At 69.9% G+C, this 24,139-nt stretch carries 18 protein-coding genes; 11 read left to right on the top strand and 7 right to left on the bottom strand.

The annotated features are described in order from the left end of the window. The first annotated feature begins 213 nt into the window (after positions 1–213). Complete coding sequence (locus SSP29_RS03720) at positions 214–2,805, top strand: SpoIIE family protein phosphatase (protein WP_089098987.1); 2,592 nt, start codon at positions 214–216, stop codon at positions 2,803–2,805. 293 nt (positions 2,806–3,098) lie between these two features. Here the strand turns inward: SSP29_RS03720 and SSP29_RS03715 are convergent, their stop codons facing one another. Further along, a complete protein-coding gene (locus SSP29_RS03715; RefSeq protein WP_089098986.1) occupies positions 3,099–4,580 on the bottom strand; it encodes a hypothetical protein in 1,482 nt (493 codons plus the stop codon). A gap of 373 nt (positions 4,581–4,953) precedes the next feature. Here SSP29_RS03715 and SSP29_RS03710 point away from each other — a divergent pair, with 373 nt between their 5' ends. Continuing rightward, complete coding sequence (locus tag SSP29_RS03710; RefSeq protein WP_089099792.1) at positions 4,954–6,039, top strand: glycoside hydrolase family 18 protein; 1,086 nt, start codon at positions 4,954–4,956, stop codon at positions 6,037–6,039. Next, positions 6,036–7,025: a phosphotransferase family protein gene (locus tag SSP29_RS03705; RefSeq protein WP_089098985.1), complete on the top strand. Its 990-nt coding sequence runs from the start codon at positions 6,036–6,038 to the stop codon at positions 7,023–7,025. The genes SSP29_RS03710 and SSP29_RS03705 overlap by 4 nt, the downstream gene beginning before the upstream one ends. On the opposite strand, the gene SSP29_RS03700 is transcribed toward SSP29_RS03705, so the two are convergent. From SSP29_RS03700 to SSP29_RS03685, 4 genes are read right to left on the bottom strand one after another with little or no spacing between them, the layout of a single operon-like run. Beyond that, positions 7,000–7,776 carry a succinate dehydrogenase/fumarate reductase iron-sulfur subunit gene (locus SSP29_RS03700; protein WP_089098984.1) on the bottom strand — a complete coding sequence of 259 codons (777 nt, stop codon included), beginning with the start codon at positions 7,774–7,776 and terminating at the stop codon, positions 7,000–7,002. The genes SSP29_RS03705 and SSP29_RS03700 overlap by 26 nt on opposite strands. Beyond that, positions 7,773–9,704: a fumarate reductase/succinate dehydrogenase flavoprotein subunit gene (locus SSP29_RS03695; RefSeq protein WP_089098983.1), complete on the bottom strand. Its 1,932-nt coding sequence runs from the start codon at positions 9,702–9,704 to the stop codon at positions 7,773–7,775. Before SSP29_RS03695 ends, SSP29_RS03700 begins: the two co-directional genes overlap by 4 nt. Positions 9,705–9,718: 14 nt before the next feature. Continuing rightward, entirely contained in the window at positions 9,719–10,540 is an 822-nt protein-coding gene (gene sdhC / locus SSP29_RS03690; protein ID WP_089098982.1) for a succinate dehydrogenase subunit SdhC, read from the bottom strand. A 48-nt stretch (positions 10,541–10,588) separates the two neighbouring features. Continuing rightward, positions 10,589–10,879 (bottom strand): Rv0250c family protein, encoded by a 291-nt coding sequence (locus tag SSP29_RS03685; protein WP_089098981.1) that lies wholly within the window; start codon positions 10,877–10,879, stop codon positions 10,589–10,591. A gap of 341 nt (positions 10,880–11,220) precedes the next feature. On the opposite strand from SSP29_RS03685, the gene SSP29_RS03680 reads away from it, so the two are divergent. The 8 genes from SSP29_RS03680 (at position 11,221) to SSP29_RS03640 (ending at position 23,156) form a co-directional block, all read left to right on the top strand. After that, positions 11,221–13,446, top strand: coding sequence for an ABC transporter family substrate-binding protein (locus SSP29_RS03680; protein WP_089098980.1), 2,226 nt, complete (start codon positions 11,221–11,223; stop codon positions 13,444–13,446). Positions 13,447–13,672: 226 nt separating this feature from the next. Then, positions 13,673–15,580, top strand: coding sequence for a translational GTPase TypA (gene typA / locus SSP29_RS03675; protein ID WP_089098979.1), 1,908 nt, complete (start codon positions 13,673–13,675; stop codon positions 15,578–15,580). A gap of 694 nt (positions 15,581–16,274) precedes the next feature. After that, positions 16,275–17,309: an ABC transporter permease gene (locus SSP29_RS03670; RefSeq protein ID WP_089098978.1), complete on the top strand. Its 1,035-nt coding sequence runs from the start codon at positions 16,275–16,277 to the stop codon at positions 17,307–17,309. Positions 17,310–17,396: 87 nt separating this feature from the next. Continuing rightward, on the top strand, positions 17,397–19,208 hold the full coding sequence (locus tag SSP29_RS03665; RefSeq protein ID WP_089098977.1) for an ABC transporter substrate-binding protein: 1,812 nt from the start codon (positions 17,397–17,399) through the stop codon (positions 19,206–19,208). Between the two features lie 94 nt (positions 19,209–19,302). After that, positions 19,303–20,283, top strand: coding sequence for an ABC transporter permease (locus SSP29_RS03660; RefSeq protein WP_089098976.1), 981 nt, complete (start codon positions 19,303–19,305; stop codon positions 20,281–20,283). A 22-nt stretch (positions 20,284–20,305) separates the two neighbouring features. Continuing rightward, on the top strand, positions 20,306–21,367 hold the full coding sequence (locus tag SSP29_RS03655) for an ABC transporter ATP-binding protein (protein WP_089098975.1): 1,062 nt from the start codon (positions 20,306–20,308) through the stop codon (positions 21,365–21,367). Positions 21,368–21,384: 17 nt separating this feature from the next. Continuing rightward, positions 21,385–22,497 carry an ABC transporter ATP-binding protein gene (locus SSP29_RS03650; protein ID WP_089098974.1) on the top strand — a complete coding sequence of 371 codons (1,113 nt, stop codon included), beginning with the start codon at positions 21,385–21,387 and terminating at the stop codon, positions 22,495–22,497. A gap of 266 nt (positions 22,498–22,763) precedes the next feature. Further along, entirely contained in the window at positions 22,764–23,156 is a 393-nt protein-coding gene (locus tag SSP29_RS03640) for a hypothetical protein (protein WP_089098973.1), read from the top strand. Here the strand turns inward: SSP29_RS03640 and SSP29_RS03635 are convergent. Further along, positions 23,134–23,874, bottom strand: a complete 741-nt coding sequence (locus SSP29_RS03635; RefSeq protein ID WP_089099791.1) for a class I SAM-dependent methyltransferase — start codon at positions 23,872–23,874, stop codon at positions 23,134–23,136. The genes SSP29_RS03640 and SSP29_RS03635 overlap by 23 nt on opposite strands. Positions 23,875–23,937: 63 nt before the next feature. After that, positions 23,938–24,135 (bottom strand): DUF397 domain-containing protein, encoded by a 198-nt coding sequence (locus SSP29_RS03630; RefSeq protein WP_089099790.1) that lies wholly within the window; start codon positions 24,133–24,135, stop codon positions 23,938–23,940. Positions 24,136–24,139: the final 4 nt, after the last annotated feature.

Here is a 24,139-nt window from a genome sequence, read left to right as displayed (position 1 = left end):
AGAGTGGCTGATCAACACGTGCCGGAGTACGTGATTCGACGGCGTGTTCCCTGGTTAGAAGACTGGAAGTGTTGTCACGGTCCGGTCCGGAAATCGTCGGGACCGTGCTGTGATCGTGAACACCGTGTCAGGCGGCGCCGTAGTGCTGGATACTGCGGGCAGCCGCACCCGGTGACCGGTGCCGGACGCGGTGAGCTGGAGGGGACGGTTCGCGTGAGCGAGATACCAGCTAAGGCCACGGAGTCCGAGGACCCGTCGGACGGCGCGAGGGCGGGGACCGCGGAGACAGCCGCGGCGGCCCCTGGCGACGCCATGTGGCAGAGCAGCCCGCCCGGCTCGATCTACGACTACATCAAGGTCGCCTCGTTCTCCATCGGCGCCGGCGGCCTGGTCGACCAGTGGAGCCTGCGCGCCGAGCAGATCTTCGGCATCCCCGCCGAGCGCGCGGTCGGCATGGACCCCATCGAGGCGTTCATAGACTCGGACCTGCGCGAACGCGGCCAGCGGAAGATGGCCGAGATCCTGGACGGGCGGGAGTGGACCGGCGTGGTCCCGTTCCGGATGCCCGACACGGCGGACGGCGAGCGCGGCGAGGAGGGCATCGCCGAGGTCTACGTCATGCCCACCCGCACCGCCGAGGGCGAGAACGCGGCCGTGTGCATCGTGGTCGACGTCCGCACCCTACGCAGCATCGAGACCGACCTCGCGGCCTCGCAGTCGATATTCGGTCAATCTCCGTTCGGCTTCCTGCTGATCGACACCGACCTGCGGATCCGCCGTGCCAACGTACGGTTCTCCTCCATCTTCGGCGGCACCCCCGACGACCACCGCGGCAAGGGCGTCCACGACTATCTGCCGCGCTCCGAGGCCGAGCGGGTGGCGGCCACCCTGCGCCGGGTCCTGGAGACCGGCAACTCCATCACCGACATGCACGTCACAGGCTTCGTACCGGGATCCGAGGAGCGCCGGCACTGGTCCATCAACCTCTACCGGGTGCACAGCGGCACCGGCCGCCCCATCGGCATCGCCTGGCTCGGCCTCGACATCACCGCCCGCCGCGCCGCCGCCCGCGAGGCCGCCGCAGCCCGGCGGAATCTCGCCCTCCTGAACGAGGCCGGTGCCCGCATAGGCAACTCCCTCGACCTGGAGACCACCGCCCGCGAACTCCTCGACGTGGTCGTGCCCGGCTTCTGCGACCTCGCCACCGTCGACCTCTACCAGGGCCTGCTGGCGGGCGACGAGCGGCCGCCGGGGCTCTCCGACGGCAGCGCGGAGCTGCGCCGGGTCGCGTTCGCCAGCGCGGTCTCCGACGCGCCCTTCGTGGGCGGCGGCGTCCCGGTGGCCGTCGGCGCGGTCCACCACTACCCCTTCAACTCCCCGTGCGCGGACGCCCTGCGCACCGCCCGCCCGCAGCACGTGCCGGCGACGGACGGCGGCCTCGTCCAGTCCACGCTGGCCGTGCCCATGGTCGCCCACGACACGGTCGTCGGCCTCGCCCAGTTCGCCCGCACCAAGGGCAGCGAGCCGTTCGGCGACCGGGACCGGGACCTCGCCGTGGAGCTGGCCGCCCGCGCCGCCGTCTGTATCGACAACGCCCGCCTCTACCGGCGCGAGCACGAACGCGCGCTGATACTGCAACGGTCCCTGCTCCCGCCCGGCGACCCGGAGGCCTCGGGCCTGGACATCGCCTGCCGTTACCTCCCCGGCAACGCGGCCACCGAGGTCGGCGGCGACTGGTTCGACGTCATCGAACTCCCCGGCCACCGCACGGCGCTGGTGGTGGGCGACGTGATGGGCCGGGGTCTACGCGCGGCGGTCGCGATGGGCGAACTCCGCACGGCGGTCCGCACGCTGGCCCTGCTCGACCTCGAACCGGCCGAGGTCCTCTCCGCGCTGGACGAGATCGCCCGCGGTCTGGGCACCCCCGGCGGGGTCCAGCAGGCCACCCGCACCGCCCGCCAGCCCCGCGACGCCGACCTCTCCGAGGTCTACCTCGCGACCTGTGTGTACGCCGTCTACGACTCCGTCACCCGGCGCTGTACGTTCGCCAACGCCGGCCACCTGCCCCCGGTCCTGGTCGAACCCGGCGAGGACGCCCTGATGCTCGACGTCCCGCCCGGCATGCCGCTCGGCGTCGGCGGCGAGCCCTTCGAGGAGGTCGAGGTCGAGCTCCCCGAGGGTGCGTTGCTGGCGCTCTACACCGACGGCCTGGTCGAGTCCCGCGACCACCCCCTGGACGAGGGCCTCCAGGCCTTCGTCGGAGCCCTCACCGACCCGTCCCAGCCCCTGGAGGACGTCTGCGACCACGTCCTCAGCACCCTCGACACGCACCACGGCGAGGACGACATCGCGCTGCTGATGGCACGTGTACAGGGGTTGCCGGCCGAGTCGGTCGGCGACTGGACGCTGCCGCGCGAGCCGCGCAGTGTGGGCCGCGCCCGTGAGTACGCCCGCGGCCAGCTGGTCACGTGGGGCCTGGAGCCGCTGGTCGACACGGCGGAACTCCTGGTCAGCGAACTGGTCACGAACGCCCTGCGGTACGGCGAGGGCGAGATAAGGCTACGGCTGTTGCTCGACCGCACGCTGGTGTGCGAGGTGTGGGACTCGGGCCTGGTCCAGCCGAGGCGCCGTAGGGCGCGGGACACCGACGAGGGCGGGCGTGGACTGCAACTGGTCGGCCTGCTCAGCGCGGCGTGGGGCTCACGCCGGACGCCGCGCGGGAAGACGGTGTGGTTCGAACTCCCGCTGCCGGACGGGGAGACGGGCCTGACGGACCCTGCGGAGGCTCTGCTCAGCCTGTTCTGAGGAGGGGCCCTCCGGCCGGTGGTTCGGCGCGGCGCCGTGGGGGCCTGTCGCGCAGTTCCCCGCGCCCCTAAAGGGGCGCTTCGACTGACGTCCACGGGAACGCGCCCCAAAGGGGCGTTTCGACTGACGTCCGCTGGAACGCGCCCCAAAGGGGCGCGGGGCTGTGTCTGATATGCGGCTCCGCCGCGTGGGCGCGAACAGCGAAACGCCCCGTAAGGGGCGCGGGGAACTGCGCGACAAGCCCCCACTCACCCGCAGCCGCCCACGGCCCCCCCGTGGCACCCCCTGACGCGCTACCCCAGCCGCCCCCTGCTCTCCGGCCCCCCGAAGGCCACCACCGGCCCCCCGTCGCCCTCCTCGCCCAGCAGCACACCCCCGAGCACCGCCCCCGCCACCCCACTCCCGTGCACCGCCTCCCCGGCGAACGGGTTCCCGTGCGCGCGCACATCCCGCTCCGCCAGCTCCCGCGCCTTCCGGGCGAGCCGGTCCGTATCCGTCGGCCCCGCGCCCCGCGCCGCCGCCAGCAACGCCCGCGCCTCCGCCCCCACCGCCGCCCGATGCGTCCCGGCGAAGTCGTCCGCCGCCCCCAGCGCGCTCCGCGCCACCAGCCCCGCCCCCGCCGCGATCACCCCGGACCGCCCGCCCCCCGTCCCCTCCACCGCCCGCACGACCCGGCGCAGGGCGTCCAACGGGTCGTACGGCCCGCCGGTCATCTCCTCCCGTACGGCGGCCAGCACGGTGTCGGCATGCGCCAGCCGCGCCGGCAGGGCCGTCCCCCGCAGACCCGCCAGCTCCGCCTCCGCGCCCGTCAGGGCGGCCGGCAGCAGCTCCGCCGCCGTCCGCAGCTCCCGCACCAGCCGTTCCACCCCGCCCAGCAGCACCCCGGCCTGCGCCACGGCCCCCTCGGCGGCCCGCACCCCCCGCCGGAACCCGTCGCCGTCGCCCGAATCGGCGTCCTGGCGGGCCCGGTTGAGCCGTGAGGTCGCGAACACCAGCCGGTCCTTGGCCTGTTCGACGTGTCCGACGACGGAGGCGACCGCCGTCGCGCCGTACCGCTCGCCCGCCTCGGCCAGCCCGCCCGCCACCCCGCCGGTCCGCCCCGCCAGCTGCCGGAACCGCCCCTCGGCCACCGCCAGCGCATCCCCCGCGTCCCACTCGGCGTCGAACTCCGCCGCCCCTGCGTCCAGTTGCCGCCCCGCCTCCGCGGACCGCCCTATCACCCCCACCAGGGCCTGACGCCGGCCGGCGTCGTCCCCCGGGACCCCCTCCTCGTACCGCCGCCATATCGCGAACGCGGCCGCCAGCTCGGTCTCGGCCGCCCGCAGGGCCCGTACGACGGACTCGCCCCCGTCGACGTACCCGAGCGCCTCCCGGCTGGTGCGTACGCAGTCGTCGGCCAGGACCAGGGAGGCGCGGGCCTGCCGCTCGACGTCGACGGGCGACGGAGCCGGCGGGGCGGGGGAGAGGATCCCCGGCGTGGTGCGGGAGCGGGCCCGCCGTGTCCGGCGTACGTACCCGTAGCCGCCCAGGGCGCCGGCGGCCGCGACGGCGACGAGCGGCAGGACGTAATCGGTGGCCGACGCCCCGTCCGCCGCCTGGGCCGCGGCGACCGTTCCGCCGCCCGTCACGGGAACCGGATCTTGAGTGGCGCTCGTCATCACCGGCAACACCAGCCAGACCGCCCCGGCCACCCCGCCCAGCACCGCATGCCCCACCCGCACACCTATGTGCCCGGTGGCATGCCTCGGCCGACCCCGGATCAAGGATGACGTCACATTTCGGAGCGTATGGGCAGCCAGTCGCCTTCGCGACCGGGGCGGAGACAGCCGGGGGACGACGCGAAAAGGGGGACAGACCATGAAACGGAGCCCAAACCCGGAGAGAGACCCCACAACCACCGACAAACCGAACTCCACCCAGCCGCCACCCGCACCCGCCGACGGCCGGAACTCCGAGCAGGCGTCACCCTCACCCGCCGACGGACCGGTCTCCGCGCAGGCCTCGCCCGCACCCGCCGACGGCCGGAACTCCGAGCAGGCGTCACCCTCACCCGCCGACGGACCGGTCTCCGAGCAGGCCTCGCCCGCACCCGCCGACGGACCGGTCTCCGCGCAGCCGTCACCCGCACCCGCCGACAGACCGGACCCCCTGTCGGTCTCCGCCGCGGCCGCCGACGCGCCCGCACCCCCGCAGGGGCCACCCGCACCCGACGACGAGAGCCGCACGGGCCGGGCGGGTGGGAAAACGAAAGTCGGCAGATGGACGCTGCGCGTCCTCCTCGTGCTGCTGGTCCCCCTCCTCATCGCCGAGACCGCCCTCCGCATCAACTACACCGGCGACCCGAAGGCCGGTACCCACAGCAGGAGCCGGGACGCCCTCTGGCTCGGTCACGCCTGGGTCGACGGCCGTAAGACCGACGCCGATGTCACCGCCCTCGCCGCCCGGCTCGCGGACACCGGCATACGCGACCTCTACGTCCATGCCGGACCACTGGAGCACAACGGCACGCTGCCCAAATCGGCCTACCCCAAGGCTCGTTGGCTGATAACGGCCGTGCATCGAAAACTCCCCGGCGTCCGGGTGCAGGCCTGGCTCGGGGACGAGGTCGCGCCCGAGAAGCCGTATGCCATGCATCTGGAGAGGAGGGCGACGCGGGACGCCGTCGTCGCGTCGGCCCGGCAGGTCGTCGGCGCCGGGTTCGACGGCGTGCACTTCGACCTGGAGCCCCTGCACTCCGGCGACCCGAACTACCTCGCCCTCCTCGACGCCCTGCGCCCCGCAACCCCGCTGCTCTCCGTCGCCGCACACCAGATCGATCCGCTCCCGGCCTTTCACTCCTTCTGGGGTACCGTCACCGGTCATCCCAAATGGTGGTCGCAGGAGTATTTCGGGCAAGTCGCTCGTCGGGTGGATCAGATCGCGGTGATGTCGTACGACACCATGCAGCCCCTGCAGAGCCTGTACGGCGGCTACGTCGCGCAGCAGACCAGCCTCGCGCTGGAGGTCACGCCCAGGTCGACCGAGCTCCTGATGGGGCTGCCCTTCTACCACGAGAACCGGTTCGGGCACTGGGCGCACGCCGAGACCGTGCCGGCGGCCGTGCGCGGGGTTCGGCTGGGATTGTCACGGACGGACGCGGATCGCGCTAACTTCGGCGTCGCCCTGTACGTCGACTTCGCCGCCACCGACGATGACTGGACCTCTTATCGGAAGGACTGGGTTCGTACGTCATGACAACCGCTCGTGCCCACCTCACCCGTGACGACCTCGCGTCGCTCTCCCGCGAGGCCCTCGGCCGTGCCCCCGCCGCGGTCACCCGGCTGCGCGGAGGGAGCAAGAAAGGCGTCTACCGGCTCGCCCTCGACAACGGCCGCAGCGCGATCGCCTACGTCTGGTCCCCGGAGGAGGACTACTGGGGGCCCGCCGACGCCGACATCCGCGACCCCTTCGCACACGCCTCGGGTCTCGGCCTCTTCCTGTCCGCCCACGACCTGCTGACCGAACTCGGCGTGCGCACCCCGCGCCTGCTGTTCGCCGACGAGGACGCCGCACACCTGCCCGCCTACGCCGCGGTCGTCGAGGACGTCCGCGGCGGCAGCCTGGAGGTGCTGCTGCGCAGCGACCCGGGCGCCGCACGGGTGCCGCTGGCCCGGCTGGCGGGAACGCTCGGCGTGCTCCGCGAGTGCGTCTCCGCCGGGTACGGCAAGGCCGCCCTGGTGGAGGAGGGCGGGAAGCCGCTCGGCAACTCCTGCGAACAGGTCGTCGCGGACCGTGCGATGCGCGACATCGCGGAGGTGGCCGAGCGGGACCCCCGGGTGCGCGAGGTACGGCAGGCGCTGGCCGAGCGGGTGCACGAGCTCTACGACGCGGTCGAACCGCGCGAGCACGCCTCCCTCGTGCACGGCGAACTCGGCCCGGACCACGTCCTGGTGACCGAGGAGGGCGATCCCGCGCTCATCGACATCGAAGGCCTGATGTACTTCGACGCCGAATGGGAGCACGTCTTCCTCGACCTCCGCTTCGGGCCCGCCTACGACGTGCTGCGCACCGCCGACCTCGACGAGGACCGGACGGCGCTGTACCGGCTGGCGATGCACCTCAACCTCGTGGCGGGGCCGCTGCGGCTGCTGGACGGCGACTTCCCGGAGCGGGAACCGATGCAGGACATCGCCGAGTCCAACCTCCGGCAGGTGCTCAGCCTCCTGCGGGGCGCCTCCTGATCTTCGAGCCGAGCCACACGAGGGGGTCGTACTTGCGGTCGACCGCCCGCTCCTTCAGGGGGATCAGGGCGTTGTCCGTGATGTGGATGCCCTCCGGGCAGACCTCCGTGCAGCACTTGGTGATGTTGCAGTAGCCGAGACCGTGTTCGTCCTGGGCCGTGCGCTTGCGGTCCAGGCCGGAGGCTTCCGCCGCGTCCAGCGGGTGCATGTCCAGTTCGGCGACCCGCATGAGGAAACGCGGCCCGGCGAAGGCCGTCTTGTTCTCCTCGTGGTCGCGGACGACGTGACAGGTGTCCTGGCACAGGAAGCACTCGATGCACTTGCGGAACTCCTGCGAGCGGTCCACGTCCTCCTGGTACATGCGGTACTCGCCCGGGCCGAGGTCGGCGGGCGGCACGAAGGACGGGACCTCCCTGGCCTTCTGGTAGTTGAAGCCGACGTCCGTGACCAGGTCGCGGATGACCGGGAAGGCGCGCAGCGGGGTGACCGTGATGGTCTCGTCCTGCTCGAAGACGGACATCCGGGTCATGCACAGCAGGCGCGGGCGGCCGTTGATCTCCGCCGAGCACGAACCGCACTTGCCCGCCTTGCAGTTCCAGCGGACGGCCAGGTCGGCGGCCTGGGTGGCCTGGATGCGGTGGATGATGTCCAGGACCACCTCGCCGTCGTTCACCTCGACCTTGAAGTCCTCCAGGCCGCCGCCCTCGACGTCGCCCCGCCACACCCGGAAGTGGGCCGTGTAGCCGCTCATTCGTACAGCTCCTCTTCGGCGAGGTACTTGACCAGCTCCTCCTTCTCGAAGAGGGCGAGCAGGTCGGCTCGGATGGGGTCGGTGCTCTCACGGGTGAGGTCGATCTGGTCGCGCTCCGGGTCGGCGGCGGCCAACCCGCCCGTGGGGTCGGCCAGTCGGCAGAGCAGGTTGACGGGACGCCACCGGCGGTCCATGACCGGGTGGTCCTCGCGGGTGTGGCCGCCGCGCGACTCGGTGCGCTCCAGCGCGGCGCGGGCCACGCACTCGCTGACCAGCAGCATGTTCCTGAGGTCCAGGGCGAGGTGCCAGCCCGGGTTGAACTGCCGGTGCCCCTCCACCCCGGCCCGGCGCGCCCGTACCCGCAGCCCGGCGAGGTTCTCCAGGGCCTGCTCCATCTCGCCCTCCCGGCGGATGATGCCGACCAGGTCGTTCATGGACTGCTGGAGCGCCTGGTGGAGGGTGTACGGGTTCTCCGGCGGGCCGGAGTCCGGTTCCTGGCCCTCGGCGGAGAAGGGCCGCAGCGCCTCGGCCGCGGCCGCGTCGATCTGCTCGTCGTCCACCGCCGGCCGCTCGTCGAGGTCCGCCGCGTGGTCGGCCGCGTGCCAGCCCGCCCGGCGCCCGAACACCAGCAGGTCGGAGAGCGAGTTGCCGCCGAGCCGGTTGGAGCCGTGCATCCCGCCGGCCACCTCACCGGCGGCGAACAGCCCCGGTACGCCACGGGCGGCGGCGGTGTCGGAGTCCACCGCGACCCCGCCCATCACGTAGTGGCAGGTCGGCCCGACCTCCATCGCCTCCGCCGTGATGTCGACGTCCGCCAGCTCCTTGAACTGGTGGTACATCGACGGCAGCCGGCGCCGGATCACCTCGGCCGGCATCCGCGTCGACACGTCCAGGAAGACCCCGCCGTGCGGGGAGCCGCGGCCCGCCTTCACCTCGGAGTTGATCGCGCGGGCGACCTCGTCGCGGGGGAGCAGCTCCGGGGGGCGCCGGTTGTGGTCCGGGTCCTCGTACCAGCGGTCGCCCTCCTCCTCGGACTCGGCGTACTTCTCCTTGAAGACGTCCGGGATGTAGTCGAACATGAACCGCTTGCCCTCGGAGTTGCGCAGCACCCCTCCGTCGCCGCGCACCGACTCCGTGACCAGGATCCCCTTCACCGACGGCGGCCAGACCATACCGGTCGGGTGGAACTGCACGAACTCCATGTTCAGCAGCGGTGCCCCGGCCAGCAGGGCCAGCGCGTGCCCGTCGCCGGTGTACTCCCACGAGTTCGACGTCACCTTGAACGACTTGCCGATGCCACCGGTGGCGATGACGACGGCGGGCGCTTCGAGGACGAAGAAACGTCCGGTCTCCCGCTCGTACGCGAAGACCCCGGAGACCCGTGTGCCGTCCTTGAGGATCCGGGTGACCGTGCACTCCTGGAAGACCTTGAGCCGGGACTCGTAGTCGCCGGTCTCCTTCTCGTCCTCCTGCTGGAGGGAGACGATCTTCTGCTGGAGGGTGCGGATCAGTTCGAGGCCCGTGCGGTCGCCGACGTGGGCGAGGCGCGGGTACTCGTGGCCGCCGAAGTTGCGCTGGGAGATCTTCCCGTCCTTCGTGCGGTCGAAGAGGGCGCCCCAGGTCTCCAGCTCCCAGACCCGGTCCGGGGCCTCCTTGGCGTGCAGTTCGGCCATCCGCCACTGGTTGAGGAACTTGCCGCCGCGCAGGGTGTCGCGGAAGTGGACCTGCCAGTTGTCGTGCTCGTTGACGTTGGCCATGGCCGCCGCGATACCGCCCTCGGCCATCACCGTGTGCGCCTTGCCGAACAGCGACTTGCAGATCACCGCCGTACGGGCGCCCCGCTCGCGCGCCTCGATCGCGGCGCGCAGCCCGGCCCCGCCGGCGCCGACGACCACGACGTCCCACTGCTGCCGCTCCACCGCTGACATCAGAAGCCCCTGTCTCAAAAGAATCGCGGATCGTCGAAGACACCGGACGCGAGCAGATAGACGTAGAAGTCGGCGAGCGCCACGCTCACCAACGACGCCCAGGCGAGCTGCATGTGCCGGGCGTTGAGCCGGCCGACGAACTGCCACGCCTTGTAGCGCACGGGGTGTTTGGAGAAGTGCTTGAGCTTGCCGCCGACGATGTGCCGGCAGGAGTGGCAGGACAGGGTGTACGCCCAGATCAGCACGATGTTGACCAGGAAGACGAGGGTGCCGAGGCCCATGTGGCCCCAGTTCTCGTGCGTGTCCCGGAACGACAGGACCGTGTCGTAGGTCAGCACGCCGGCGACCAGCAGGGCGAAGTAGAAGAAGTACCGGTGGACGTTCTGCAGGATCAGCGGGAAGCGGGTCTCACCGGTGTACTTCGCGTGCGGCTCGGCCACCGCGCAGGCCGGCGGGGACGCCCAGAAGCTGCGGTAGTACGCCTTGCGGTAGTAGTAGCAGGTCAGGCGGAAGCCCAGCGGGAAGATCAGGATGATGATCGCCGGGGAGATCGCCCACCAGCTGCCGAAGAGGTCGGCGTTCGGGCCGGACGGCATGGTCCTGCAGTTTTCGGCCAGACACGGCGAGTAGAACGGCGAGACGTACGGCGCCGAGTAGTAGTGCGCGTTCGAGAAGGCCCGCCAGGTCGAGTAGACGACGAACGCGAACAGACCGGCCGCGGTGACAGCGGGTGCCAGCCACCAGCGGTCGGTCCGCAGATGCGGGGCGGAGATCGCGGCGCGCGTACGGGTGCGTACGCCGCCGCTGTTCTGATGTGGTTCCGTACCAGTGGCCAACGGATGACTCCGGTCGGGTCGGGGGTCGGGTCCCTGCGGGCGGCGCTCCTAGGGGGCGTGCCGGTCGCGGGCGCCGAGACCCTCGTCGTCCGTGTCCGTCCACAGGTTGATGTCGTACGGATCGTCGGAGATGGTGACGAGCTCGGGGCGTTTGCTCGGGGCGCCGGAGTTGGCCGCCTCCCGCAGCAGTGCCACGCTCTCGCGCAGGTGAGCGGCGTCGGCCCGGACGCGGCGCATCTCCAGTCCGCCGCTCCCGAGCTGCTGCTCCAGGCGGCCGACGGACCGGTTCAGGTCCTCTAGGCAGCGCTGGACTGACGTCAGGTCGTCGTGCACGGACATGACGTGACCTCACTTCCGGACCCCGTGGTCCAAGGCGGCAACGTTCATGCGCCTGCGAGTGTTGCGCGTCACACCTACTGATGTGAAGCCATGTGCAGCGATTGGCGGATTGCGTGCCTCCGTCGCGCGCCCGCACGCGCTCTGTGTGCGCCGGGGAAGACACCGCATTGCGCCGCACGGGTGGCCTTTGGCAGCCCCCGCCGCCGTGTCGTCCCCGGCCGACGGACCCCGTCCATTTCAGTGGGGTCCGTACTTCTGACGTACATGTGATCAACTCCAAAATACCCCCAAATGTGAACAGACCGCACCCTTGTCACGGGGCCTCCCGGAGGTAAGCAGAGATGTCTCACCACGGCGTCAGCCGTAGCGCCCCTTCAGGGGCGCGGGGCGTTCTTGAATTTGCGGCTACCGCCGCGCGGGCGCGACCAGCCACAACGGCGCTGCAGCTGAAGGACGGCCCATCGCGCCGCCTCCAGCGAAGCGCCCTCGCCTTTCTCGCCGCAGGCGCGCTCGCGGTGCCTCTCCTCGCCGGCTGCGGTTCCGACGACGAGGGGAGCAAGCCGCTGGCCGGGCAGGACATCGTGCCGGTCGCCCGGGACGCGGTCGCCGAGGGCGGCACCCTGAAGATCGCCGTGGACGCCGTACCGGAGACCCTCAACACCTTCCAGGCCGACGCCGACGCGGGCACCACCCGGGTCGCCCAGGCCGTCCTGCCGTCGATGTTCACCATCGACGCCACCGGGAAGCCGGTCCGCAACCCCGACTACCTGGAGTCGGCGAAGGTCATCGAGACCGAGCCCCGCCAGGTCGTCCTGTACAAGCTCGACCAGCGGGCCGTCTGGAGCGACGGCCGGGAGATCGGCGCCGCCGACTTCGCCGCCCAGTGGCGCGCCCTGTCCGGCAAGGACTCCGCCTACTGGACCGCCCGCAACGCCGGCTACGACCGCATCGCCCAGATCGAGCGCGGCGCCAACGACCTGGAGGTCCGGGTCACCTTCGACCGGCCGTACGCCGACTGGAAGTCGCTGTTCTCGCCGCTGTACCCGAAGGACGTCATGGGCACCCCGGACGCCTTCAACGACGGCGCCCGCCGCAAGCTCACCGTCAGCGCGGGCCCCTTCCGGGTCGACAAGGTCGACACCGTCAAGAAGGACGTCGTCCTCACCCGCAACCCGCGCTGGTGGGGCCGCCCCGCCAAGCTCGACGAGATCGACCTGCACGCCGTGGACCGCGAGAAGCGGGCGACCGCGCTCGCCGCCGGCACGGTCGACGTCGCCGACATCGACGCCTCCGAGGCCGAGCGGATCAGCATCGCCGGCCGCGAGAAGGGCACCGGCCTGCCGTTGCAGGGCGCCGGGAAGACCTCCGCGAAGAAGCTGCGGTCCTGGGCGCTGACCCTCGGCATGGACGAGGAGAAGCTCCCCGAGGGGCCGAAGAAGCTCCGCAGGAGCATCGCCAAGTGGCTGGAGCAGCAGCACGAGCTGCGCGACTTCGAGGTCCGCAAGTCGCTGGAGCCCGCCTTCACCCAGCTCGCCCTCAACGGCTCCGAGGGCCCGCTCGCCGACGACCGGGTGCGCCGGGCCGTCGCCCGCGCCCTCGACCGCAAGGCGCTCGCCAAGCTGGTGCTCACCCCGCTGGGGCTGCCCGCGGTGCCGGTCGGCAGCCATGTCGCCCTGTCCGGGCAGCCCGCCTACACCGACGGCAGCGGGGCCGTCGGCGGCCTCGACACCCACGAGGCGCAGGCGCTGCTCGCCGACGCGGGCTGGGTGGCCGGCGGGCCGGTCAAGACCGGCGGCAAGGCGGCCGGCGCGCAGGACGAGAAGAAGGGCGACAAGGGCGACGAGTCGGACGGCGGGCACGACGGGCAGTACATCGTCGGGGAGGACGACAAGGCCCACGACAAGGACACCCGCGACCACCAGAAGGACCACGCCCACGGGGCGCCGGGGGCGTACGCGCCGAAGGGCACGGCGGCACCCGGGGGAGGGGCGCCGGCCGGGCCGCTGGCCAAGGACGGCAAGGCGCTCTCGCTGCGGTTCGTGCTGCCGTCGGGGCCGGGCTCGCAGACGCTCCAGACGGTCGCCGACCAGATCTCGAAGATGCTGGACAAGGTGGGGATCGCGACCGAGATCCACAAGGTCTCGGACGACAGCTACTTCAAGGACCACATCGCGTCCGGGCAGTACGACCTCGCGCTGTACTCGTGGCCGTCGTCGGCGTTCCCGGCGACGGACGCCCGGCCGATCTACGCGAAGCCGGTGGTGGCGGCCGACGGGTCGCTGAACGTGGAGCAGAACTACACGCGGGTCGGCACCGACCAGGTGGACCAGCTCTTCGACCAGGCGCTGGGCACGCTGGACGAGGACGAGGCGGACGGGCTGCTGCGCAAGGCGGACTCCAGGATCTGGGCGGCGGCGGGGTCGCTGCCGCTGTACCAGCGGCCGCAGATCGTGGGCGCCCGCAAGGACCTGGTGAACGTGGGCGCCTTCGGCTTCCAGACGCCGGTCTACCAGGACATGGGCTTCCTGAAGAAGGGCGCGAAGGTGTCGCCGAGCCCCAGCAAGTGACTGACCGCCGTGGGCAGGCGTTCCGCAGGGCGGAACGGGTGGGCACGGCGAGCAGCGCCGGGTGCGTAGAAAACCAAGCTGAAGTGCACATACGTATCCCGGCGCGCCCTAGTGGCAGCGGCCCCGTACCATGGGGTGAGGCCGTGGCGTGTTCAGCCCGGCAGGGTCCGCGTAACACCGACGTACGCGCAGGCCCCTTCCTCACACTCTGGGAGTACGCCGCACTATGGCCACGCGCCACGACATCCGCAATGTCGCCATCGTCGCTCACGTCGACCACGGCAAGACGACCATCGTCGACGGCATGCTGAAGCAGGCCGGCGCGTTCGCAGCGCACCAGCTCGAAGGCGTCGACGACCGCATGATGGACTCGAACGACCTGGAGCGTGAGAAGGGCATCACGATCCTGGCCAAGAACACGGCGGTGAAGTACCACCCCAAGGACGGGGGGGACGTCATCACCATCAACATCATCGACACCCCCGGCCACGCCGACTTCGGTGGCGAGGTCGAGCGCGGTCTGTCGATGGTCGACGGTGTCGTCCTGCTCGTCGACGCCTCCGAGGGTCCGCTGCCGCAGACCCGGTTCGTGCTGCGCAAGGCGCTCCAGCAGCGCCTGCCCGTCATCCTGTGCATCAACAAGACGGACCGCCCGGACTCCCGCATCGACGAGGTCGTCAACGAGACCTACGACCTCTTCCTCGACCTGGACGCGGACGAGGAGCAGATCGAGTTCCCGATCGTCTACGCCTGCGGCCGTGACGGCATCGCCTCGCTGACCAAGCCGGAGAACGGTACGGTTCCGGCCGACTCCACCAGCCTGGAGCCGTTCTTCTCCACGATCCTGGAGCACATCCCGGCCCCGACCTACGACGAGGAGGCCCCGCTCCAGGCCCACGTCACCAACCTGGACGCCGACAACTTCCTCGGCCGGATCGCGCTGCTCCGCGTCGAGCAGGGCGAGCTGCGCAAGGGCCAGACCGTCACGTGGATCAAGCGTGACGGCACGATGTCCAACGTGCGCATCACCGAGCTGCTGATGACCGAGGCGCTCACCCGCAAGCCCGCCGAGAAGGCCGGCCCGGGTGACATCTGTGCCGTCGCCGGTATCCCGGACATCATGATCGGCGAGACCCTCGCCGACCCCGAGAACCCGATCCCGCTGCCGCTGATCACGGTCGACGAGCCGGCGATCTCCATGACCATCGGCACCAACACCTCGCCGCTGGTCGGCCGTGGCGGTACCGGCAAGGGCGCCGACAACAAGGCGGCCGTCAAGGACCGCAAGGTCACCGCCCGCCAGGTCAAGGACCGCCTCGACCGCGAGCTGGTCGGTAACGTCTCCCTCCGCGTGCTGGACACCGAGCGTCCGGACGCCTGGGAGGTCCAGGGCCGCGGTGAGCTGGCGCTCGCCATCCTGGTCGAGCAGATGCGCCGCGAGGGCTTCGAGCTCACCATCGGCAAGCCGCAGGTCGTCACGAAGGACGTCGACGGCAAGACCTACGAGCCGGTCGAGCGCATGACGGTCGACGTGCCCGAGGAGCACATGGGCGCCGTCACCCAGCTCATGGGTGTCCGCAAGGGCCGTATGGACAACATGTCGAACCACGGCTCCGGCTGGGTCCGCATGGAGTTCGTGGTGCCCTCGCGCGGTCTCATCGGCTTCCGGACCGAGTTCCTGACCCAGACCCGCGGCACCGGCATCGGCCACTCGATCCACGAGGGCTTCGAGCCCTGGTTCGGCACCCTGCAGACCCGTAACAACGGCTCGCTGGTCGCCGACCGCGCCGGTGCCGTCACCGCCTTCGCGATGACGAACCTCCAGGAGCGCGGCGTGCTCTTCACGGACCCGGGCACCGAGGTGTACGAGGGCATGATCGTCGGTGAGAACTCCCGCTCCGACGACATGGACGTCAACATCACCAAGGAGAAGAAGCTCACCAACATGCGGTCTTCGTCGGCCGACTCCTTCGAGGCGATCGTGCCGCCGCGCAAGCTCTCGCTGGAGCAGTCGCTGGAGTTCTGCCGTGACGACGAGTGCGTCGAGGTGACCCCGGAGGCCGTTCGCATTCGCAAGGTGAACCTGGACGCCCGCGAGCGGGCCCGCGCCGCCAGCCGCGCCAAGCACGGCTGATCGCAGGACACCTGAGCCCGGGTGCCCCCATCATGGGGGTGCCCGGGTTTTTTGCAACCCTTTTTCGGGCGGGCGGAAGTCGGCCATCCTCGACCCGGTGTACGAAATGCGGAGATCCGCGCCCGATACCCATGTAACAAGTCCGTTTCGCGGCCTTCTCCCGTCGAACGCTTTGTCCATTTTTCGGAAGAACTACGCGCCAGCTGTGACTGAATTGAGATTTAAAGACAGTGGTCGGCACCTGGCTCATGGCAGATAGTTAGCCGCGTAGCGCTCGGGTCAATGGGTCTCGCGCTGTGGGGACAGCGCCCGACTCACGAGCACCAGGGGGTGTCTGACCCTCCGTCAGGGGTGTCGGAGGGTATGGACGGAAGCCTCCTGTTGGTGAACACGTGAAGTCATGAGGAGAAGTCCCATGTGCAGTGTCACAGGCACCAGGTGGGTTCCATCGTCCGTTCCGTCCGTGCCGTCCGTTCCGTTCGACCGCCCTTGCCCGTCCGGCGGTTCGTCCTGAAGCAGCGGTCGGCCGTGTAGCGCCGTCGCTCGCCTACGCGCGTCCGGCTGCGGCATTCCCGCTCACCGCGGGCTGCCCTGACGCTTCATCGGATCACCGCTCATCGGATCACGCCTCGGTGGCCGCGCACCCGCGCCGGTCGCCGGTTCGGCACACCCATACCTGTGAATTGGACCAACTGTGACAAGTCCTACGGACATTGAGGGCGGCGGAAGGTCGGCCGTCGTGGACGGCGGACCCGAGCCCGACACGAACACCGGGACGGTGAAGGTCGAGGGCCGGTCGCCGGGACAGCTGATGTGGATCCGCTTCAAGCGCGACCGCACCGGCGTCATCTCGGCGTTCGTCGTGGCCTTCTTCTTCCTCGTCGCGGCGGCGGCCCCGCTGATCTCGAAGCTGTACGGCAAGGACCCGTACACCATCTACGCCGACGTACGCCCGGAACTCTTCGACAGCGCGGGTGTGCCGGTGCAGCCCAACGGCGGCATCAGCAGCGAGTTCTGGTTCGGCCTCGAACCGGGCAACGGCTACGACGTGTTCACCAAGCTGATCTACGGCATCCGGACCTCGCTGATGATCTCCTTGGCGGTCACTGTCGCGGTCGTCCTCACCGGAATCCTCCTCGGTGTCACGGCCGGCTACCTCGGCGGCAAGACCGACTTCTTCATCGGCCGGCTCATCGACTTCCTGCTCGCCTTCCCCTCGCAGCTGTTCTTCATCGCGAGCATGCCGGTCGTGGTCTCGCTGTTCGTCAGCCCGCGCGACCAGACGCCGACCTACGTGCGCGTCGTCGCGCTGATCGCCGTCCAATGGGTGCTCGGCTGGATGAGCCTCGCCCGCATCCTGCGCGGCACGACACTCGCCCTGCGGGAACGGGAGTTCATCGAGGCGGCCAAGGTGAGCGGCGCCTCGCCGTGGCGGATCATCCGCAGGGAGATCCTGCCGAACGTGGTGACACCGCTGCTGGTGCAGACCACGTACACGCTTCCGTACCTCGTCACGGGCGAGGCGGGCCTGTCGTTCCTCGGCGTCGGCATCGTCGAGCCCACCCCCGACTGGGGCCAGATGTTCTCCAAGGCCTCGACCGAGCTCGTCCTGCAGAACGACATCACGTACATGTTCTTCCCCGGCGTCTCGATGGTCGTCTTCATCGTCGCCTTCAACCTGCTCGGGGACTCGGTCCGGGACGCCTTCGATCCCAAGACGGCGCGCTGACCGGGAGCTTGTGGGCGTCCTCGCCCGGATACCGCACGGCCATTTCCTTCGCACCGGCGTACACACAGATGGGTGGAGACTTCAGTGATGAGTAGGGGCGGACGCCGTACATACGCCGCTTTGTCGATATTCGCGGCCGGGGCACTCGTGCTCAGCGGTTGCAGCAAAGGCGGCAGCAATGCCAGCGACAACAACAAGAAGGACCAGCAGAACGCCAAGCGGCAGCAGGCGTCGATCAAGTTCGGTGGGGCGGCGGACTCGACAGGACCCGCGGCCGCCGTGCCGGGCGCGAAGACCGGCGGCACCCTGGAAGTGCTGCAGCGCGACTCCTACGCCCACCTCGACCCCGGGCAGATCTACGTCTCCGACGAGGGCTCGCTCGCGACGCTGATCCACAGAGGTCTCACCGGCTACAAGGCCACCAACAACAAGGGCAGCGGCCACGAGGTCGTCGGCGACCTGGCCACCGACTCCGGCACCACCACGGACGGCGGCAAGACCTGGAAGTACACGCTCAAGGACGGCATCAAGTTCTCCGACGGGACGCCGATCACCTCCGCGGACTTCCGCCAGACCTTCGAGCGGCTCTTCGCGTCCTTCATCAACCAGGGCCCCACGTACCTCCAGCAGTGGATGGCCGACACCAACGGCGCCGACTACCGCAAGCTGCTCCCGGACGGCCCCTACAAGGGCAAGCACCTGCCGAACAGCATCCTGGAGACGCCCGACAGCAAGACCGTCATCTTCCACTTCAAGACCCCGCACCCGGACCTGCCCTACGCGCTCGCGATGGCGGGCTACGCCGTCGTCTCCAAGAAGGGCGACACGAAGGAGAAGTACGACAAGGCCCCGGTGACGACCGGCCCGTACAAGATCCAGTCGTTCAAGTCCGGCAAGTCGATGGTGCTGGTCAAGAACCCCAACTGGGACCCGAAGACGGACCCGATCCGCAACCAGTACGTGGACCAGATGGACTTCTCCTTCAACGTCCAGTACGAGGACTCCACCAAGGCGCTCCTGGCCGACACGGGCGCCGACCAGACCGGCATCAGCTTCAACAACTCGGTGGACGCCGGCAACATTTCCGCGGTCCTCGGCGGCGACGCGGCCGTCAAGGCCCGTACGGTCGCCGGCTACCAGCCCTACGTCGGCCAGATCAACATCAACCAGTCCCACGCGGCGCTCCAGGACAAGACGGTCCGCGAGGCCATCGCCTACGCCCTGCCGATCACCCCGATCATCCGTGCCTTCGGCGGTAGTTCGGCCGCGGAGGTCGCCGGCGGCTACATCAGCCCGACCGTCAGCGGCTACGACGCCTCCTTCGACCCGTGGGGCAAGAAGAAGAACCCGGGCGGTGACGCGGCCAAGGCCAAGGCGCTGCTGAAGAAGGCCGGCAAGCTCGGTCTGAAGCTGACCTACGGCTACCAGAACACGCCCGAGGGCCAGCAGTACTCCACCGCCATCGCCGCCGCCCTGAAGAACGCCGGCTTCAACGTGCAGCGCCAGGACATCCCGGCCGAGACGTACTACGACCAGGTCGGCAAGATCGACAACAACTACGACATCTACGCCTCCGCCTGGGGCGCCGACTGGCCGTCCGCCTCGACCGTGATCCCGCCGCTGTTCGACGGCCGCGCGATCGCCGACGGTTCGCCCAACTACTCGCACGTCAACGACGCCAAGGTCAACGCCGACATCGACGCCGCCAACAAGATCAGCGACCCGGTCAAGTCGGCCGCCGCGTGGGAGAAGATCGACCAGTACCTGGTCAAGGACGTCATCAACGCCGTTCCCACCATCGACTACAAGCAGGTCCAGATCGCCGGTTCCAAGGTCGGCGGCCTGGTCTACGACGACGTGATCGGCGGCATCGACCCGCGTCGCCTGTACATCAAGTAACCCCACCAGTCCGACCGGTACCCGGTGCGCCAGCCCGTCGGGGCGGCAGCGCACCGGGTACCGCCCGGCCCGCCGACGTCAGAAAGCCCCTCGCATGCTGCGCTTCCTCGTCCGCCGGATCCTCGGTGCCGTCGTCATCCTCTTTCTGTTGAGCATCGTGACGTTCTTGCTGTTCTTCGGGATGCCACGCGACCCGGCGCTGCTGATGTGCGGCAAGACCTGCAATCCGACCAGCCTCGCCAACATCCACCATGTGCTCGGCCTCGACAAGTCGATCCCCGAGCAGTACTGGATCTTCCTGCACAACCTGATCCTGGGCAGCAACCAGTTCGCGCAGGGCCCCTGCCCCGCCCCCTGTTTCGGGTACTCGTACCACACCAACGACCCGGTCTGGGCCACCATGATGGACCGGCTGCCCACCACGGTCTCGCTCACCCTGGGTGCCGCGGTGGTGTTCCTGATCGTGGGTCTGGGCACCGGGATGGTCGCCGCGTGGAAGCGGGGGACACTGCTCGACAAGACGGTCACCGCCGGTTCGATGGTGATCAGTTCGATGCAGATCTACTTCCTCGGACCGCTGGCCCTCGCCGTCCTTGTCTACCAGTCCCACCTCTTCGACAAGCCCGCCTACAACAACTTCACCGCGAACCCGGTCACCTGGTTCTCCGGGCTGATCATCCCGTGGGTGGTGCTCTCCACGATCTTCGCCTCGCAGTACACCCGTATGGCGCGCTCGTCGATGATCGAGCAGCTCCAGGAGGAACACGTCCGCACCGCCCGCGCCAAGGGCATGTCCCGCAGATACGTCTTCTTCCGCTACGCCTGGCGCGGCTCGCTGATCCCGATCATCACCATCTTCGGTATCGACCTCGGCACGCTGCTCGGCGGCGCCATCATCACGGAGTACACCTTCGGACTGCCCGGCCTCGGGCGCCTCGCGGTGGAATCCGTGCAGTTCAGCGATCTGCCGCTGCTGCTGGGCGTCATGCTGTTCTCCGCCTCCATGATCCTGCTGTGCAACCTCATCGTCGACGCGGCCTACGCGTTCATCGACCCGCGCGTCCGGCTCGCCTAGGCCGGGCAAGAGGAGAACCGTCGTGACCACTCTGACCAAGGACGCCGGCACCCCCGCACCGGCCGACGCGGGTGCCTTCCTCTCGGTGCGGGACCTGCACGTCAGCTTCAAGACCGAGGACGGCGTGGTACGGGCCGTGGACGGGCTGTCGTTCGACGTGGAGCGGGGCAAGACCCTCGGGATCGTCGGCGAGTCGGGCTCCGGGAAGTCGGTCACCAACCTGACCATCCTCGGCCTGCACAACCCCCAGTTCACCACCGTCGAGGGCGAGATCCTCCTGGACGGCCAGGAGTTGATCACCGCCCGCGAGTCCGAACTGGAGAAGGTACGCGGCAACAAGGCCGCCATGATCTTCCAGGACCCGCTCACCGCGCTGTCGCCGTACTACACGGTCGGCCGGCAGATCGCCGAGCCGTTCATGAAGCACCGGGGCGCCTCCAAGCGCGCGGCCTGGGACCGGGCGGTCGAGATGCTCGCCAAGGTCGGCATCCCCAACCCGAAGGAGCGGGCGAAGGACTACCCGCACCAGTTCTCCGGCGGTATGCGCCAGCGCGCGATGATCGCGATGGCCCTGGTCTGCGACCCCGACCTGCTCATCGCCGACGAGCCGACCACCGCCCTGGACGTGACCGTCCAGGCGCAGATCCTGGATCTGCTCAAGGACCTCCAGCAGGAGTTCGGATCGGGCATCATCTTCATCACCCACGACCTGGGGGTGATCGCCGACATGGCCGACGACATCATGGTGATGTACGCGGGCAGCGCGGTGGAGCGCGGCACGACGAACGAGGTCCTGCGCGCGCCCCAGCACCCGTACACCTGGGGTCTGCTGAACTCGATGCCGCGTCTGGACTCCGACCTGGGCATGCCGCTGAACCCGATCCCCGGCGCCCCGCCCTCCCTGCTGACCCCGCCCTCCGGCTGCCGCTTCCACCCGCGCTGCACCTTCCAGGACCGGGTCGGCGGCACCCGCTGTGTCACCGAACGCCCCCTGCTGGCCCCCGACCGCGCCTCGGCATGCCACCTCACGGCGGACCAGAAACGCACCATCTTCCTCGAAGAGATCAAACCCCGACTGGCCTAGGTCCTGGAGGACACGTCATGACAGAGGACATGGTCCTCCCGGCTCAGCACAATCCCGTCACCGTGGGGGAGCCTCTCCTGGAGGTCTCCGGGCTGACCAAGTACTTCCCGGTCAAGGGCGGTTTCCCGATCCGGCGCACGATCGGGCACGTCCAGGCGGTGGACGGCATCGACCTCACCGTGCGGGTGGGGGAGAGCTTCGGCCTGGTCGGCGAGTCCGGCTGCGGCAAGTCCACGACCGGCCGGCTGATCACCCGCCTGCTGGAACCGACGAACGGCTCGATCAGCTACCGCGGCCAGGACATCAGCCACGCCTCGCGCAGGGAGCTGGCGCCGGTCCGCTCCGAGATCCAGATGATCTTCCAGGACCCGTACTCGTCACTGAACCCGCGCCAGACGGTCGGCAAGATCATCTCGGGCCCGATGGAGATCAACGGGATAGAACCGGACGGCGGCCGCGAGAAGCGGGTACGGGAGCTGCTGGAGATCGTCGGCCTCAACCCCGAGCACTACAACCGCTTCCCGCACGAGTTCTCCGGCGGCCAGCGCCAGCGCATCGGCGTGGCCCGTGCCCTGGCCCTGGAACCGAAGCTGATCGTCGCCGACGAACCGGTCTCGGCGCTCGACGTCTCCATCCAGGCCCAGGTGGTCAACCTCCTCCAGGAGGTACAGAGGGAACTGGGCATCGCGTTCCTGTTCATCGCCCACGACCTGGCGGTGGTACGGCACTTCTCGCAGCGCGTCGCGGTGATGTACCTCGGCAAGATCATCGAGGTCGGCGACCGGGAGGCGATCTACACCCGCCCCCGCCACCCCTACACCCACGCCCTCCTGTCCGCCGTCCCCGAGGTCAGCCTCACGGACGACGGCGACTCGGCCGGCCGTGAACGCATCCGCCTGGCCGGCGACGTCCCGTCCCCCATCTCCCCGCCGTCCGGCTGCCGCTTCCGCACCCGCTGCTGGAAGGCCCAGGACAAGTGCGCGACGGAGGAACCCCCGCTGGTCCAGATCTCCGGCAACCACGCGGGCCACCTCACGGCCTGCCACTTCCCGGAGGACCCGACGACGGAGGCCCGGGACGAGGACATCGTGCTGGATCCGGCGCTGGCCGCGCTGGAGGAGGAGGGCTAGGGCCTGTCTGACAATTCCCGTCTGCCTCGCGACGCCATGCACGCACTCTCGCCGCACCGGGCGCAGACCCAAGTACGTCCAGTACGAGGGCCTACGCCCGGCACGCCGAGAGCACGCACCTGACGCCGCGAGGCCGCCCTCCGGGCGACGACGGGAATGGTCAGACAGGCCCTAGGGCGCCCGTGTGAGGGAGGCGGAGAGGCCCTGGTCCGAGCCCGTCGGTAACCTCAAGGACCCGATCCGCTGCATCACACCTTGGGCGACGCATGACGAGCACGGAAGTCAAGATCACGACACGCCCGTCCCGGAGGACGGGCGTGCTCCTCGCCCTGGCGTACCTCGCAGCGGTCTTCGGTCTCGACTACCTGAGCGTCGAACGCGGCCTGGACGCCGCGACCGCGGCCGTCACCGTCATCACCTTCCCCTCGGGCGTCGTGACGACGATCCTGTTCCTCCTCGGCGCGGTGGTCTTCGGCTACGACGACTACAGCCCCGGCCCCGACACGTACGCCCCGTCCGTCCACGCCGTCGCGGGCATCGTCCAGGTCGTCCTGGTCCGGCTGGTCCTGAGGCTGCTGCGGAAGCGCCAGGAGAACAACCGGAAGAACACCCACCGCGGCCTGGTGTCCACGGGCCTCAGGCGCGTCGGGCGACCGTGATGATCTCGGGGCTGCCGGGGGACAGCGGCCCGCGCGCCCAGTCGCCGTACTGCTCGACGACCTCCAGACCGGCACCGCCCAGGAAACCGGCGAGGGCGTCGGGCCCGAGGAAACGCAGGGTGGACCGGCACACCTGAGGCTGTGTCCAGGTCCCGCCCTCGTACGTCTCGGTGAAGGTCACCCGTTCCCCGCTCGGCGGCCCCTCGACCTCGTGCCAGACCCGGACGGCACAGCCGTCCGGGCCGGCGATCTGACGCACCCGGTCGGGGGTCCAGCCCTCCCAGGCCCGGGCGGCGGGGTTACGGGTCTCGAACACGAAGCGCCCCGTCGCGGACAGCGCACAACGCACGGCGGTCAGCGCCGCCCTCAACTCCTCGTCCCCGAGCAGCTCCTGGAACGCGTGACCGGTCATCACGACGAGATCGAAGTCGTCGGTGTCCCAGCGGCGGGTACGCAGATCGCCGAGCACCCACTCGACGGCGGGTTCGGCCCGACGCGCCTGTACGAGCATCGCCGCGGCCGGCTCCAGCCCCGTCAGCCGCCCGCCGTGCCCTTCGGCCCGCGCCCCGCGCAGCAACCGCCCGGTACCGCAGCCGACATCGAGCACGGACCCGGCCGCCATCACCAGGTCCAGGTAGAAGTCGTCACCCGGCCCCCACGGGTTGAGGCTGTCGTAGAGCGCGGCGAGCGAGAGATCCGCGTACGAATGATCGACCACCGCGGCAGTGTGCCACATGATGTTGAACGACGGGTCAGGAACGGCTTACTTCTTGAGCATCTATCAACTTCCTGTGGAACCAGGCACTTTGAGCCCCGCGAGAAAGCCCGCGAAGGCGGCGGCGGGGAAGGTGAGGGCGGCTCTGGCGGGGGCTTTGGAGTCACGGACGGATATGTGGGCGGGGTGGTGGGCTACCTCGACGCAGTTGTTGCCGTCGCCGCTTCCCGAGTAGGACGACCTGCGCCACTTGTCAGGGGCCACGGTG

This window comes from Streptomyces hyaluromycini, assembly GCF_002217755.1.
GTDB classification, from domain to species: Bacteria; Actinomycetota; Actinomycetes; order Streptomycetales; family Streptomycetaceae; genus Streptomyces; species Streptomyces hyaluromycini.
Note: the sequence above shows the minus strand (reverse complement) of the source record. Positions and strands in the feature narration are given on the sequence as shown.

What these genes read in the sequence shown, in the direction of transcription:
- SSP29_RS03700 (WP_089098984.1), bottom strand. Translation starts at nt 7,776, where the DNA reads ATGAGCGGCTACACGGCCCACTTCCGGGTGTGGCGGGGCGACGTCGAG.
- SSP29_RS03665 (WP_089098977.1), top strand. Translation starts at nt 17,397, where the DNA reads ATGAGTAGGGGCGGACGCCGTACATACGCCGCTTTGTCGATATTCGCG.
- SSP29_RS03695 (WP_089098983.1), bottom strand. Translation starts at nt 9,704, where the DNA reads ATGTCAGCGGTGGAGCGGCAGCAGTGGGACGTCGTGGTCGTCGGCGCC.
- SSP29_RS03685 (WP_089098981.1), bottom strand. Translation starts at nt 10,879, where the DNA reads ATGTCCGTGCACGACGACCTGACGTCAGTCCAGCGCTGCCTAGAGGAC.
- SSP29_RS03705 (WP_089098985.1), top strand. Translation starts at nt 6,036, where the DNA reads ATGACAACCGCTCGTGCCCACCTCACCCGTGACGACCTCGCGTCGCTC.
- SSP29_RS03660 (WP_089098976.1), top strand. Translation starts at nt 19,303, where the DNA reads ATGCTGCGCTTCCTCGTCCGCCGGATCCTCGGTGCCGTCGTCATCCTC.
- SSP29_RS03640 (WP_089098973.1), top strand. Translation starts at nt 22,764, where the DNA reads ATGACGAGCACGGAAGTCAAGATCACGACACGCCCGTCCCGGAGGACG.
- typA (WP_089098979.1), top strand. Translation starts at nt 13,673, where the DNA reads ATGGCCACGCGCCACGACATCCGCAATGTCGCCATCGTCGCTCACGTC.
- SSP29_RS03650 (WP_089098974.1), top strand. Translation starts at nt 21,385, where the DNA reads ATGACAGAGGACATGGTCCTCCCGGCTCAGCACAATCCCGTCACCGTG.
- SSP29_RS03680 (WP_089098980.1), top strand. Translation starts at nt 11,221, where the DNA reads ATGTCTCACCACGGCGTCAGCCGTAGCGCCCCTTCAGGGGCGCGGGGC.